General features: G+C 26.1%; 13 protein-coding genes. 8 read left to right on the top strand and 5 right to left on the bottom strand.

All coding sequences use genetic code 11. The annotated features are described in order from the left end of the window. Positions 1-2: 2 nt before the first annotated feature. A complete protein-coding gene (locus BRSU_RS06040) occupies positions 3-1,508 on the bottom strand; it encodes a TolC family protein (protein ID WP_048594373.1) in 1,506 nt (501 codons plus the stop codon). A 186-nt stretch (positions 1,509-1,694) separates the two neighbouring features. On the opposite strand from BRSU_RS06040, the gene treR reads away from it, so the two are divergent. Beyond that, the gene (gene treR / locus BRSU_RS06035; RefSeq protein ID WP_048594372.1) at positions 1,695-2,402 is read left to right on the top strand and encodes a trehalose operon repressor; all 708 of its coding nucleotides are present in this window, start codon (positions 1,695-1,697) and stop codon (positions 2,400-2,402) included. Positions 2,403-2,405: 3 nt separating this feature from the next. On the opposite strand, the gene BRSU_RS06030 is transcribed toward treR, so the two are convergent. After that, entirely contained in the window at positions 2,406-3,125 is a 720-nt protein-coding gene (locus tag BRSU_RS06030) for a nuclease-related domain-containing protein (RefSeq protein ID WP_048594371.1), read from the bottom strand. Between the two features lie 176 nt (positions 3,126-3,301). Between BRSU_RS06030 and treP the strand changes: the two genes are divergently transcribed. Both treP and treC read left to right on the top strand, forming a co-directional pair. After that, the gene (gene treP / locus BRSU_RS06025) at positions 3,302-5,230 is read left to right on the top strand and encodes a PTS system trehalose-specific EIIBC component (protein WP_083997867.1); all 1,929 of its coding nucleotides are present in this window, start codon (positions 3,302-3,304) and stop codon (positions 5,228-5,230) included. Between the two features lie 121 nt (positions 5,231-5,351). Further along, positions 5,352-7,016: an alpha,alpha-phosphotrehalase gene (treC, locus tag BRSU_RS06020; RefSeq protein WP_048594370.1), complete on the top strand. Its 1,665-nt coding sequence runs from the start codon at positions 5,352-5,354 to the stop codon at positions 7,014-7,016. Between the two features lie 57 nt (positions 7,017-7,073). Here treC and BRSU_RS06015 read toward each other — a convergent pair whose 3' ends face one another. Together BRSU_RS06015 and BRSU_RS06010 are read right to left on the bottom strand one after the other, a co-directional pair. Then, entirely contained in the window at positions 7,074-8,057 is a 984-nt protein-coding gene (locus BRSU_RS06015; RefSeq protein WP_157031459.1) for a hypothetical protein, read from the bottom strand. A gap of 22 nt (positions 8,058-8,079) precedes the next feature. Next, entirely contained in the window at positions 8,080-8,421 is a 342-nt protein-coding gene (locus tag BRSU_RS06010; protein WP_048594368.1) for a PadR family transcriptional regulator, read from the bottom strand. A gap of 146 nt (positions 8,422-8,567) precedes the next feature. On the opposite strand from BRSU_RS06010, the gene BRSU_RS06005 reads away from it, so the two are divergent. Together BRSU_RS06005 and BRSU_RS06000 are read left to right on the top strand one after the other, a co-directional pair. Beyond that, the gene (locus BRSU_RS06005; RefSeq protein WP_048594367.1) at positions 8,568-9,128 is read left to right on the top strand and encodes a TetR/AcrR family transcriptional regulator; all 561 of its coding nucleotides are present in this window, start codon (positions 8,568-8,570) and stop codon (positions 9,126-9,128) included. 89 nt (positions 9,129-9,217) lie between these two features. Next, positions 9,218-10,219, top strand: coding sequence for an NAD(P)H-dependent glycerol-3-phosphate dehydrogenase (locus tag BRSU_RS06000; protein WP_048594366.1), 1,002 nt, complete (start codon positions 9,218-9,220; stop codon positions 10,217-10,219). 5 nt (positions 10,220-10,224) lie between these two features. On the opposite strand, the gene BRSU_RS05995 is transcribed toward BRSU_RS06000, so the two are convergent. Then, positions 10,225-10,653, bottom strand: a complete 429-nt coding sequence (locus BRSU_RS05995) for a hypothetical protein (protein WP_048594365.1) — start codon at positions 10,651-10,653, stop codon at positions 10,225-10,227. Positions 10,654-10,769: 116 nt separating this feature from the next. Here BRSU_RS05995 and BRSU_RS05990 point away from each other — a divergent pair, with 116 nt between their 5' ends. From BRSU_RS05990 to BRSU_RS05980, 3 genes are read left to right on the top strand one after another with little or no spacing between them, the layout of a single operon-like run. Next, positions 10,770-11,834: a DUF1385 domain-containing protein gene (locus tag BRSU_RS05990; RefSeq protein WP_048595141.1), complete on the top strand. Its 1,065-nt coding sequence runs from the start codon at positions 10,770-10,772 to the stop codon at positions 11,832-11,834. Then, positions 11,825-12,952, top strand: a complete 1,128-nt coding sequence (locus BRSU_RS05985; protein WP_048594364.1) for a hypothetical protein — start codon at positions 11,825-11,827, stop codon at positions 12,950-12,952. Before BRSU_RS05990 ends, BRSU_RS05985 begins: the two co-directional genes overlap by 10 nt. A 12-nt stretch (positions 12,953-12,964) precedes the next feature. Beyond that, positions 12,965-13,981: a helix-turn-helix transcriptional regulator gene (locus BRSU_RS05980; RefSeq protein ID WP_048594363.1), complete on the top strand. Its 1,017-nt coding sequence runs from the start codon at positions 12,965-12,967 to the stop codon at positions 13,979-13,981. The last annotated feature ends 65 nt before the right edge of the window (positions 13,982-14,046 follow it).

The following is a 14,046-nucleotide window of genomic DNA, read 5'->3' as shown; positions in this document are numbered from 1 at the left end:
TATTAATTACTTAGAAGTACTAGAGAATTATAATCCATAACAGTACTTATTATCATATATTCCAAATTAAGGAGTTCCGCTCTTGCCTGTGCTAAATCAAGCCTTGCATTTATTATTTCATCTATAGGGAGTCGTCCCTGTCTGAATTTTGTATTCTGTGTTCTTATTCTTGATACTATTGCATTTACTTCTAATTTTTTATTCTCAAGCATTTTTTTGTATGCCTCAAACTCATCATAATAAGTTCCTATTTGAACATCAAAATCCCTATTAACTCTGTCAAAATCAGCAGTAACTGCATTCAAAGCAGCATAGGCATCTTCCATTTTAGCTTTAGCATCACGTCCGCCTATAGGGTAGGAAAACATAAGCCCTACAAAATAATCAACATTAGTCATACTAGAAAAAGATTTAAAATATCCGCTGTCATCTAAACTTGATAATGATACGCTTCCTACTATAGATAAATCAGGCAATGCATTATTTTTCATTATTGATAAAGCATATTCACTTCTCAATTTTAATTGATAAGCCATTTGACCTTGAGCACTTTCTAAAAATGGTACTATATCTATTTTAGCATTTATTGAAGTATCAAGTGTTTGAGTCCAATCATCTTCATTTGGTATAATATTTTCTTCCGGTATAAAGAATTGAATATTTCTAATTATCTTTTTTAACATTAATTCTGATTTGTCTTTTGCCTCTATATATTTTAGAGTTTGTCTTTTTGCATTCTGATATGAGTCATTATCTATAACACCGCTTGTATATCTTTTATAAACTTGATTTTCAAATGTTCTAGCTTCTCTTATCATTTCATCATACAAAGCTATTAATTTTCTTGCCATTATCCATTGATAATAAATTTTCTGATAAGATGTTAATACGCTGTTGTCGTCTATTATTCTTTTTAATTTTGCTATAGTAAGCTGATATTCTGCATCTTTTATAGGGTATCTGTCCAGTTTACCGAAAAAATCTCTTAATATAGGCTGTGCTATTTGTATTTTAATGCTTGGATAATAGTATTTAAAATTATTAGTACTTAAATTTGGAAGTTTTCCATTTATTGTGCCAAAAGGAGTATCAACTGGTAAAGAAATATCTCCCGTATTAAAGTCTCCAAAAAAACTATCATGCTTTATTTCTACAGACCATCTAGTTCCAGAGTATGGTACAAGTCCGCTGAATCCTGCACCTATTCTAAAACCATTATAATTAAAATCTGATGTAGGAATAAAATTGTATTCATCAAAATGACTTTGCATTCCTATAGCACCAGCCTGCAAATCAAATTTAACATCTCCTGAACTTTTAGCCTTTGTTAAATTATTTGCTGCATTACTTTCCTGAGATGCAGTTAATTTCATCTCTGGTATTAGTGCTTTTATTCTTTCCATATATTGAGTATAAGGTAATATAGCAGTTTCATTAGTTTGTGCGAAAATAAAAAAATTAAAAAGAACAGAATGCAAAACAATAATATATATCAATTTCCTAAACACTTTCTAACACCTATTAAAAATATTGTATATATTTTATTATTTTTGTTTTTTTTATCAAGTACAATAAAATTACTATTGTATGATAAACTACATTTTTTATTTTTTGTAAATTAAGCCTATAAAAAACATATATTTACAAACATAACTTTTTATATTATAATATTTCAATTCAAAATAGAGGTTGTTATGGCATCAAAGTACGAAGAAATTTATAATAGTTTGCTCGATAAAATAAGATTTGGATACTATAAAAAAGGCGATATACTTCCAAGCGAATATGATTTGATGAAGGAATATGATGCTTCAAGGGACACTATAAGAAAGTCATTGCAGCTTTTATCTAATAATGGATGCATTCAAAAACATAAAGGAAAAGGTTCTATAGTTATCAATTCAAATATATATAATTTTGAATTTGGGGGAATATTCAGTTTTAAAGAAGTTGCATCAAAAATGTATGGTAAAGTAGAAACTATAGTGCATAGATGTGAATGCATAAAACCTGATGCATTAGTAAAAAAAGCATTGAAACTAAATGATGATGATAAAGTATGGGCTATAGAGAGAATAAGAAATATAGACGGAGAAAATATTATACTTGATATAGACTTTATCAATGCATCTATTATACCGTTTATAGATGAAAATATTTTAAAAGACTCTTTATATGAACATATAGAAAAAAATCTTCAGTTAAAAATATCTTATGCTGAAAGAGAAATATCATGTGAAAAAATAAATAATAATGATAAAAAGCTTTTAGATTTAAAAGATTATGATATGGTTATAAATGTAGAATCTAGGACTTTTTTATCAGATACTAGAGTTTTTCAGCTCACATCTGCAAGACATAGACCAGATAAATTTAAATTCAGAGATTTTGCAAGAAGATAGTTATTATTTTTTTATTGTGAATTTACAATTTGGATAATTACTGCATCCGTAAAATTGTCCGTATTTTCCTTCTCTTAAAATTAATTTTCCTTTGCATCTCGGACATATACCATTACTTATTTCTTGCTTAGTATCATTTATATTTTTTATATGTTTTGAATTTGAAATATTATTATGATTTGATATTAATTTCTTATAAATATCATTCATTTCATCAGTAGTATAATTGTTTCCTTCATTAAAATTATTTAAATAATTTTTTAAATCGCATAAATTAATTACATTATTTATATTTATTTTATCAGCATTATTTTGAGTAAATACAATTAATGAATAAACATTATATTTATTATCCAATAATTTTTTTAAATGAAATATATGAGATTTATTTTGTTTTAAAGGATTATAAAAATAGTTCTTTTTACCATGTCTTAAACATTGAGTCCATTTTTCCTGATTTTCATTGCCAAATATAAGTCCGCTGTAATTTTTAGTTTCTATGCAAAATATACCATTTGCTCTTATTTCTATATGATCTATTTGATGACTTTTTCCATTATCATCAATTATTACTAAGTTATTTATTTGCCTATGTTCTGCTTTACCAAAAAATAATGGATTTAAAGCATTATCTACTTCAAATTCTCCTACTTTTCCTCTAAGTGAATCAGTATATAAAAAATTAGGAATAAGTTTTTTAGTGAAATCATTTAATAATCCCATAATTAGCATACCTTATGATGTAAATATAAAATAATTATAATCTTCTATAAGTATTTATCAATGATTAAAATTAATAAAAAATCATAAAAATGGAATTGACAAACTTGTACGTATATGTTAGTATGTACGTACAAGTTAATGATAATAAAAAATATATAAAGCTATGGAGGCATATTATGGGAAAATTCACCGAAGACGCCACACTTCTATTAAAATATGTTGGCGGAAAAGAAAATGTTAAGGCAATAACTCATTGTGTTACAAGAATGCGTTTTGTTTTAATAGACCCTAAAAAAGCAGATATTAAAGCTATTGAAAATTTAAAATCTACTAAGGGTACTTTTACTCAATCAGGACAATTTCAAGTTATAATAGGTAATGAAGTTTCAGAATATTATAATGAATTTGTTAAGATTTCAGGAATAGAGGGAGTAAGTAAAGATGCTGTAAAAGAATCAGCAAAAGGCAATCAAACATTCTTGCAGCGTTTAATGTCTAACATAGCAGAAATATTTTCACCACTTATTCCTGCAATTATATGCGGAGGTTTTATATTAGGTTTTAGAAGCGTAATATCAGATATAAAATTTTTTGAAGAGGGTACAAAGAGTTTAACTCAAATATCTCAGTTCTGGGCTGGTACAAATGATTTTTTATGGTTAATAGGTGAGGCAATTTTCCATTTTCTTCCTGTAGGTATTACTTGGTCTATCACTAGAAAAATGGGAACTACTCAAATCTTGGGTATTGTTTTAGGCATAACATTGGTTTCTCCTCAGCTTGTTAACGCTTATTTGGTTGGTACTGTTGATCCTAAATTTTACGACTTCGGAATATTTAAAATGCCTATGGTTGGTTATCAGGCACAAGTTATACCGGCTATAATGGCAGGATTTATTTTAGTTTATTTAGAGAAGTTTTGGAGGAAGATTGTACCTGAATATGTTTCTATGGTTATAATACCTTTTGCTTCATTAATACCAACAGTTATTATAGCACACTCTGTTGTTGGTCCTATAGGTTGGAAAATAGGTGAGGCAGTTTCTTATGTTGTATATACTGGCTTAACATCAAAATTTGGAGTTTTATTTGCTGGTGTATTTGGTTTCTTCTATGCTCCTTTAGTAATAACAGGACTTCATCACATGTCTAATGCTATTGACTTACAGCTTATGAGTCAGTTTGGCGGCACTATGTTATGGCCTATGATAGCTTTATCAAATATAGCTCAAGGTTCTGCAGTAGTTGCTATGTCTATACTTCAGAAAAGAAATAACAAGGCTAAACAAATAAATATACCGGCATTTATATCATGTTATTTAGGAGTTACAGAGCCTGCATTATTCGGTGTAAACTTAAAATATGGTTTTCCATTTATATGCGGTTTAGTTGGTTCTTGTGTAGCTGCAATTATATCAGTTGGTTCTAAGGTTATGGCTACATCTATTGGTATTGGCGGAATACCGGGAATACTTTCAATACAGCCAAAGCATATGTTAATGTTTGCTGTTGCTATGATTTTTGCTATAGCTATACCATTAGTATTAACTCTTATAGTAGGAAAGAAAAAATTAAAACCAGAAGATTTAACTGATAATATAGAAGCTTCAGAAACTGTTTCAGATAATGCATCAACTGCAGAAGCTATAACTTTAGATGATGATAATTTTGTTTCTCCTATGAATGGAAAAGTTTATAAATTATCAGATATAGCAGATGAAGCATTTTCAAGCGGTGCTATGGGTGAAGGTTTTGCAATAGAATTAGATGATAGTATAGTTACTGCTCCTTGCGATGGTGAAATAATAGCTGCTTTCCCTACAAAACATGCTTATGGTATAGAAACTGCAAACGGAAATGAAATACTTATTCATATAGGTATGGATACTGTAGAACTTAAAGGTGAAGGTTTTGAATCTTTTGTAAAAGCGGGAGACAAAATAAAAAAAGGAGATAAAATAGCTAAGGTTGATTTAGAATACGTAAAAAATCATGGAAAATCTCTAGTATCTCCTGTTGTATTTACAGATGGAACTAAAATTAATTTATTAAAGGAAAATACTATCATAAAAAATGGTGAAGGAAAAATTATAGAAATAAAATAAGAAAGCGGGGTAAATATTTATAGGTTTTTATTATATACACGGCAGTTAAATATTATGTTACTTAGCTGCCGTTATGAAACTTATGAATATTATTATAAAATTATTTCATTAGGAATCATTTATGAATTTTAAAAATAAAGTTGTTTATCAAATATATCCAAAATCTTTTATGGACAGCAACAATGATGGATTTGGAGATATAAAAGGAATAATATCAAAATTAGACTATTTACAAAATTTAGGTGTAGATATTATTTGGAGTACTCCTTTCTTTGTTTCTCCTCAAAAAGATAATGGATACGATGTTGCTGATTATTATAATGTTGATCCTTCTTATGGAACTATGGAAGATGTTGAAGAACTTATAAAAGAAGCTAAAAAAAGAAATATAGATATAATGTTTGATATGGTATTCAATCATACTTCCACAGAGCATGAATGGTTTAAGAAGGCTATGAATGGAGAAGAAAAATATAAAAATTATTATATATTCAAAAAGGGCAGAGTAGTTAACGGAAAAAAAGAACCTCCTACAAATTGGGTATCTAAATTCGGAGGCAATGCTTGGCAGTATGTAGAAAAATTTGATGAGTATTATTTGCATTTATTCGATGTTAGTCAGGCTGATTTGAATTGGGATAATGAAGAAGTAAGAAAAGAAATTTTTAATATAGTTAACTTCTGGATAAAAAAAGGAGTTTATGGATTCAGATTTGATGTTATAAACCTTATATCAAAGCCTGAAGTTTTTGAAGATGATTTTGAAGGAGATGGAAGACGTTTCTATACTGACGGACACAATATACATAAATATTTAAAAGAGTTAAATAAAAATACTTTTGGAAAATATGATAATGCTATCACAGTAGGTGAAATGTCATCAACAAGCATAGAAAACTGCATTAAATATTCAGGTGAAAAAGAAAATGAACTTAGTATGGTATTTAGCTTTCATCATTTGAAAGTTGATTATAAAAATAATGATAAATGGCAGTTAATGGATTTTGATTTTAAAGAGTTGAAAAATATTTTATTCTCTTGGCAGGAAGGAATGCAGGATAATAATGCATGGTCAGCTTTATTTTGGTGCAATCATGATCAGCCTAGAATAGTATCAAGATTCGGAGATGATAAAAAATATCATAAAGAATCTTCTAAAATGCTTGCTACTGTTATGCATTGTTTGAGAGGTACTCCTTATATTTATCAAGGCGAAGAAATAGGTATGACTAATGCTTATTTTAATAATATTAATCAGTACAAAGATGTTGAGTCAATAAACTATTTCAATATACTTAAAAATAATGGCATAGAAGAAAAAGAAATATATAAAATACTTCAAAGTAGATCAAGAGATAATTCAAGAACTCCTATGCAATGGAATGACAAAGAGAATGCAGGATTTTCAAATGCTAAGCCTTGGATAGAAGTTATTGATAATTATAAAGATATTAATGCTGAAAATAATATTAATGATGAAAACTCTATATTTAATCATTATAAAAAATTAATAAAATTAAGAAAAGATTATAAAGTTATTTCAGAAGGTAAAACTATACCTATACTAAAAGATGATAAAAATGTATTTGCCTTCATAAGAGAATATAATAATGAAAAACTTTTAGTAATAAATAATTTTTATGGTAATGAGTGCACTATAGATTTAAGCAATATTGATTTCGACATAAAAAAATCGAAATACCTTCTTTCAAATTATGATGAGGCAGTACTTGATAATACATTAAAGTTAAGACCTTATGAATCTATAGTACTATATAATAATTAATTGCAGATTGATCCTTCATATAAATTTTTATTATCGTTATTAAAAGCCTTGCATATATCAGCCTTTATATGCAAGGTTATTTTTTAATTTTAATAAAACATATATACCATCAAGCAATAAAGCAAATAATATACATATTAAACAAAATAACTGAAAATTATTAAATATATTAAAAGCAGCAGAATTTTCTGATTCTAATTTTGTCAATGCATCTATAAAATTAATATTAATTACATTGTATGATAATAGCCATAATGATGATGCAATAGCTGATACTATATCAATACCAATAAACAATGTAACTGTTTTTTTATTATAAGTGTATGTAAACATTTTTATAATTTCTCTTGATATAAGCATTAAAATAAATATTAAAGGAAATAAAAAACTATTCTTTATAATGTCTATATTGAAGAATGCAAAATATTCATTATTGATTTTTATTGAAAATATATTTGGAGATAAAAATAAAAGCAATAAGAATATAATTGCTGCTGATATTTTAATAATTGAATTATATAAATTTCTTTTTTTATTAGTAGGTTTTGGAAGATTATCAAAATCTATTGTGATACTAGAAATATCTATATTATTATTTGAAATAAATACAAATATTAATGTTACAAATGAAAATGCTAATAACAATGCAGTAAAAATATTACTTGCTATATTAATCAGATTTAAAGCTTCATTATTTAGAAATATATTTATGATTGATGAAACTATTATTCCAAGCAATGTTGAAGATAAAACAATTTTTAATACAAGTTTATAATATATATAATAAGGATATCCTATCAAACATTTATTGTAATCATTATCATATTTATAGGCAAGTTCATAAGGATTTCCGATTTCCATTAAAATATTTTTTATATCATTTATTTTATACTCTGAGTTTGAAAATCTTTCTTTGATTATATCATCAATAAGAGTTCTTATTTCATTTGAAACATCTTCTTTAATTTTATCCGGCATTGATTTTGTAACGGTATAAATATATCTTTCAATAATATCTTCTGCTTTTTTATTGTTAATCATATAAACTCCTATTATTAAAAAATTAAAAAAATTGTTCATCTATTATTTTATTCACATTAGATGAAAATTCTTTCCAATGATGAACAGCTTTCTTTAAAACTTCTTTTCCGTCTTTTGTTATGGAATAATATTTTCTTGGCTTATCTTCTTTGGTATTCCATTCGCTTTTTAAAAGCCCTTGATTTTCTAATCTTCTTAAAAGAGGATATAAAGTATTAGCTTCAACAGTGATGCCATTTTCTTTTAATTTCGTTATCAAATTGTATCCGTATTCTTCTTTTTTTAATTGACTAAGTACAACTATTATCAATGTTCCGCGTCTTAGTTCCTGCATCAAATTTGATACTATATCATCATAGTTCAATATTAAATCCTTTATATATTGTTTAGTATATTATACTGTGTAATACACAATATATCAATATTAAGAAATAATTTTTCTTTGACAAACTTAATTTTTATTGTAATATTATTTAAACAAAATATATTTTCTAATACTTTGCATTATTTATGAAAAATGATAAAAAAGATTTAAGAATATTAAAAACTGAAAAATTATTAAAAGAATCCTTGCTTGAACTTTTAAAAACTAATTCATTAAAAGATATAAGTGTAACAGAAATATGCGATAATGCTATGATAAATAGAGTTACATTTTATGATCATTTCAATAATAAAGAAGAATTACTAAATTCTATTATAGAAGATATTAAACAAGATATTATAAAAGAATTAAAGAAAGATAATTCAATATATGATTTCAAAAAAAATTATAGAAAAATATTAGAAAAAGTTCTTAATTACTTCGATGATAATAAACAATATTTCAATGTATCATTAATAGATCATAATAATACCATTTTATTTGTTTCATCATTACATAAAATATTTATAGACTATTTAGGTGAAACTATGAAAGAAGATAATATTGAAAATACAAAAATAACTTCTCAATTTTTTTCCGGTGCTTTAGTTTCCGTTATATTCTGCTGGGTTAAGGATAATAATAAGATAAATAAAGGAGATTTACTAAATAATATATGCATTTTACTTGAAAAATCATTTAAATAAATAGTTTACATAATATTTTTACAATTATATATTGATAATAGTTATTTTTTATATATACTATATTATAAAAATGGATTATGGGGTATTTTATGATAAATGTTGGAATCATAGGTGCCGGCGGATGGGGACTTGCACTTGCTAATATATTTTCAGAAAAGCATAATGTTAAAGTATGGGTGCATAGTGAGAGCAGTTACAAATTATTAAGCACTTCATATAGAAATGATAATTATTTAGAAAATATACAATTAAATAAGAGTATAAAATTTACAACAGATGTAGGAGAAGCTGTAAATGACAGTGAAATCGTTATAATAGTAACTCCTTCATTTGCTTTTGCTGATGCTTGTATAAATATAGAGCCTTATATAAGTAATGATCAAATATTAGTATCTGCAACTAAGGGGCTTGATAGAAAAACAGGAAAAACTATGAGTGAGGTTGCAAGAAGCATAATATCAGGAGATTTATCAATATTAACTCTTTCAGGACCTTCACATGCTGAAGAAACAGCTAAGGGGGTACCTACTGCAGTAGTTGTAGGAGGGGAGAAAGGTGTTTCTGAATATGTAAGAGATACATTGACAGTACCTCCTAAATTAAGAATTTATAACTCTACAGATCAGAAAGGAGTAGAAATAGGCGGGGCTTTAAAAAATATTATAGCTATTGCAGGCGGTATAGTAGATGGGCTTAAACTCGGTGATAATACAAAAGCGGCTCTTATAACAAGAGGTTTGCATGAGATAGTAAGATTTGCATTGAGTAAAGGTGCTAGAATAGATACTATGTACGGACTTTCTGGAATAGGCGATTTAATAGTAACATGTTCAAGCGGACTTAGTAGGAACAATAGATTAGGACGAGAACTTGCTAAAGGTAAAAAATATCAAGATGTAATAGCTGAAAATCATGGTCAGGTTGCCGAAGGAGTATATGCTACTACTGCAGCTTATGAGTATGCTCAGAAAAACAATATTTATATGCCTATAACTGAAGCAATATACAATATACTTTTTAATGATGCGAATATACAAGATACACTAACAGAACTTATGAGCAAAGATGCTAAAAGTGAAGGATTTTTTTAATATTATTATTGCTGTATCTTTGTCATTGGCAATACTTGCTGAACTACATTTTCTAATACTATAGAAGCCTTAGCATTGTTTAAATCTTTAAACTCTAACATTACATAAGTAACATTATCAATATCTAGTCTAAATTTTGTTGCTTCAGATGATGGATCTCCAACTTTTACATAGCCCCTATAAACCATCCATCCCTTTAATACTACATAAGCATATCCATTTTCTTTTAAATCAGCATCAAATGTAAAATATGGGCTTTTACTTTTATAGTATCCGGCTCTATCTTTTAAAATGGTTGCTTTTGGTTTTTCTTCTGTTTGTTTAATTTCTTTATTATGATATTCTCGCACTTCTGTCATTTGCATATTAGTGCTTTTGCATGAAATAAAAGCAAGAATAATAAAATTAATAATTAATATTAGTAAGGGCTTCATATTATATAATATATAAATTATTTTTACAAATTCAAGTTTTTTTTATGCTTGAAAGAATATTGTATTTAGTATATTATATACCTTACTTTAACTTTAAAATAGATGAGGTGTATAATTTGAGTAAAAAATTAGATGAAAATAGAATCAAAGAAGGAGTAGGCGGTCAGGCTGTTATAGAAGGTATAATGCTTAGAAATAAAAGTCATTATGTTGTAGCTGTTAGAAAGCCTGATAAGGAAATAGATTTTATTAAAGCGGCTATTCCTGAAAATAAAAACAATTTAAGTAAAATGCCTTTTATTAGAGGTGTTGTAAATTTTGTAGATATGATGAAATTGGGTTATAAAACTTTGGTATTTTCTGCTAATACTGCAGGTATCGAAGAAGAAAATAATAAAAAAGATAGTAAGCCTAAATCAGAAAAAAGCGAAAATCTAGCTATGACTTTAAGTATGTTGGTGTCCTTAGGATTTGCTGTAGGGCTTTTTATTGCTTTACCTTATTTTATAACTACGCTTATTGGAATAGATGAGAAAAGTAATTTTGTTGTATTTAATTTAGTAAGAGGATGTATAAAATTATCTATATTTGTTTTATATCTTCTTATAATATCGTTTTTTAAAGATATAAAAAGAGTATTTGAATATCATGGAGCAGAGCATATGGTTGTTAATGCTTATGAACATGGGCTAGATCCTGATACAGGAAACATAAGAGATTATACAACTATACATCCTAGATGCGGTACTACATTTATGTTTTTAGTATTGACTGTATCTATATTATTATATATGTTTACAAGCTATTTTGTATATACTTATATATATGCTTCATATACTCCGCCTAAAATAGTTGGAAATTTAACTGTGTTAGGTATAAATATAATTTTACTTCCTATAGTTTCAGGTATATCATATGAAATATTAAAATTAGGATTTAAGTTTTATAATTTCCCTCTTATGAGACTTGCAATACTTCCTGGTTTGGCTCTTCAAAAAATTACTACTAGAAGACCTCAAGATGATGAGATAGAAGTAGCATTATTTGCTTTAAGTAAGTTATTAGATACTTCAATAGAGCAAAGAACAGAAGAAGAAGTTCAGGCTGATATGAAAAAAGTTTTAGAAAATAATAATGATAATATAAAGGATAATGCAACAGAAGAAAAATTATGCGTATAAAGAAAAGGCTTATAGCAAACGATAATTATTATGAATATTCTTCAAGCTATATAAGAAAATATATTGTTCTTATAGCTGCAGCTTTATTTATTTTATTATCTGTAATTATATTTGTGCATGTTAATTATAGGATAGTTCCTTCAAAGTCATATATGAGAAATGACACTCCTATACTTGATGCTAATGCAGTTTCTATTACTAATAATAATGGTATTTATTATACAGGAGATTTTACCAATATTCCAAAATCTATACATATAAATGATGATATGGTTGAAAATTTATATCTGTATTTGTTCCATGATAATCATATAATATTTTGGAAGTTATACAAGTATGGATTAAAAAGATATTTTTTATATTACGCTTTTAATATACTTGATGGAGATTCTCAGTCTTTTATTATAAAAGAAAATGAAAAAGATTTTTTGGATTTTTATGATAATTTTGTAAGGGCGCAATTTAGAAAAAATATTGGAGAATTGGATATTGAAATTCCTAATTTTTATAATACCAAAATAAATATAAAATCTTCTATAAGCAATTTGATTAATGCAAAGTTTTCGTTTAAATTCACTAATTTTACAGCATCAATGGTTAATTGGAAATATAATAAAGCTTTATATACAGCATTTTATTATGGTCTTCCAAGCGGATATTTAGTGGTTCCTGGAAGTGAAAATGCTATAACAGATACAAGTTCAGTTATAGCCATTAATACAGTAGGGCAAAATCCTTCAAGATATACTCATAATATAATAGCAGCTTTGGTTTATACTTCTTATACTACAGAACCTATTCCTGTATTTATATATGATTCTAAGCCTGAATCACAAAATTCTAGAATGATTAAATTTTTATTCAATAATAAATGGTATGTATATAAAAATTTTGAATCTCATGAATATAAGGATGTTATAGATTATTATTCTAAAGAAGAAGGTTTTAGTTTTGTATTTACAGTTACAGGAAATTATTTATATGAGTCTTTTGGCAGCTTTAGTAAAATAGATATGGAAACTACTAAAGGTATATTAGACGGATATTTCACTATAAATAATGAACAGTTTAATATTAATGGTAATGCCGTTAAAGAATTTGTACATAGTGTATTTTAAGAGGGATATTATATGCCGGATAAGAAAAAATTTGAAAGATTATTTCAGCTGTATACTTCTTTATTATTAGATGGATTTGTAGATAAAAATAAACTCATGCATTATAATAATACATCTTTAAGAACTGTACAGAGAGATATAGAAGAAATACAGAGATATTTACAAATAGATTTGATTTTAGAAAATGACAAATATGTAGTAAAAAAAGAAGATTTAAAAAAATTAAGAAGAGGTATTAATCTTGATAATGACGATCTTAAAAAAAATGTAGATATATTGTTTTCTGTATTTATGAAAAAAGTAAGTTCAAATTTATCTCTTATACCTCATTCTACAATATCAAAATTACTTCCTCAAAACGTAGATCATGAATACTATGATGTTATTGTCATTTCAAATAATGAGATAAATAATATATCCGGCGATAGTGAAAATATAGATAAATTACTTTATTGTGTTAAAGATTTACATGATATTAGCTTTGATTATTATATTCAAAGCGGTAATATTAATTATAAAGTTAAAGCTATAGCATATCTCATTTATTATTTTCAGGGTATATGGTATTTAGTTGCTTTTGATAAAAAATATAATAAGATAAAAACTTATTCTATTAGCAGTATATCCAATATAGAAATAATACAAAAATTAAAATTCAATAATAATAAAGAAAAAGAAGAATATGACAAGGAACATAAAAATAGAATTGAATACAGAGAAAAATTAATAAAATTAATAGAGAAAAAAAGAAGTATATATTGGAGTGATAATGAATTAATAAAAACTACTATTCATTTTAATTCAGATGTCTCTCACTATTTTAAGAATAGAGATTACGGATTCAATCAAAAAATAAAAAAAGAATTAGAAGACAGTTCTATAATAGTTAATTTTGATTTTTCATCTTTTACAGAGTTTAGAATATTTGCAAGTCCTTGGCTTGGTTCTTTCAAAATAATATCACCAAAAAAATTTAATGATGAACTTATAGAGCATTTAAACTATTCATTATATATTATGAATGAATAAAATAAATGAAATATAAAAAAGAAAAGGGCATAAATTATATAATCTATGCCCTTTGTTAATTTTAC

Source organism: Brachyspira suanatina, from assembly GCF_001049755.1.
Taxonomy (GTDB): Bacteria; Spirochaetota; Brachyspiria; order Brachyspirales; family Brachyspiraceae; genus Brachyspira; species Brachyspira suanatina.
Note: the sequence above shows the minus strand (reverse complement) of the source record. Positions and strands in the feature narration are given on the sequence as shown.

Excerpts from the sequence above, each read along its gene's own strand:
- BRSU_RS06005 (WP_048594367.1), top strand. The coding sequence starts at position 8,568 with ATGAAAAATGATAAAAAAGATTTAAGAATATTAAAAACTGAAAAATTA.
- BRSU_RS05980 (WP_048594363.1), top strand. The coding sequence starts at position 12,965 with ATGCCGGATAAGAAAAAATTTGAAAGATTATTTCAGCTGTATACTTCT.
- BRSU_RS06000 (WP_048594366.1), top strand. The coding sequence starts at position 9,218 with ATGATAAATGTTGGAATCATAGGTGCCGGCGGATGGGGACTTGCACTT.
- BRSU_RS05985 (WP_048594364.1), top strand. The coding sequence starts at position 11,825 with ATGCGTATAAAGAAAAGGCTTATAGCAAACGATAATTATTATGAATAT.
- treP (WP_083997867.1), top strand. The coding sequence starts at position 3,302 with ATGGGAAAATTCACCGAAGACGCCACACTTCTATTAAAATATGTTGGC.
- treR (WP_048594372.1), top strand. The coding sequence starts at position 1,695 with ATGGCATCAAAGTACGAAGAAATTTATAATAGTTTGCTCGATAAAATA.
- BRSU_RS06015 (WP_157031459.1), bottom strand. The coding sequence starts at position 8,057 with ATGATTAACAATAAAAAAGCAGAAGATATTATTGAAAGATATATTTAT.
- BRSU_RS05995 (WP_048594365.1), bottom strand. The coding sequence starts at position 10,653 with ATGAAGCCCTTACTAATATTAATTATTAATTTTATTATTCTTGCTTTT.
- BRSU_RS06030 (WP_048594371.1), bottom strand. The coding sequence starts at position 3,125 with ATGGGATTATTAAATGATTTCACTAAAAAACTTATTCCTAATTTTTTA.
- treC (WP_048594370.1), top strand. The coding sequence starts at position 5,352 with ATGAATTTTAAAAATAAAGTTGTTTATCAAATATATCCAAAATCTTTT.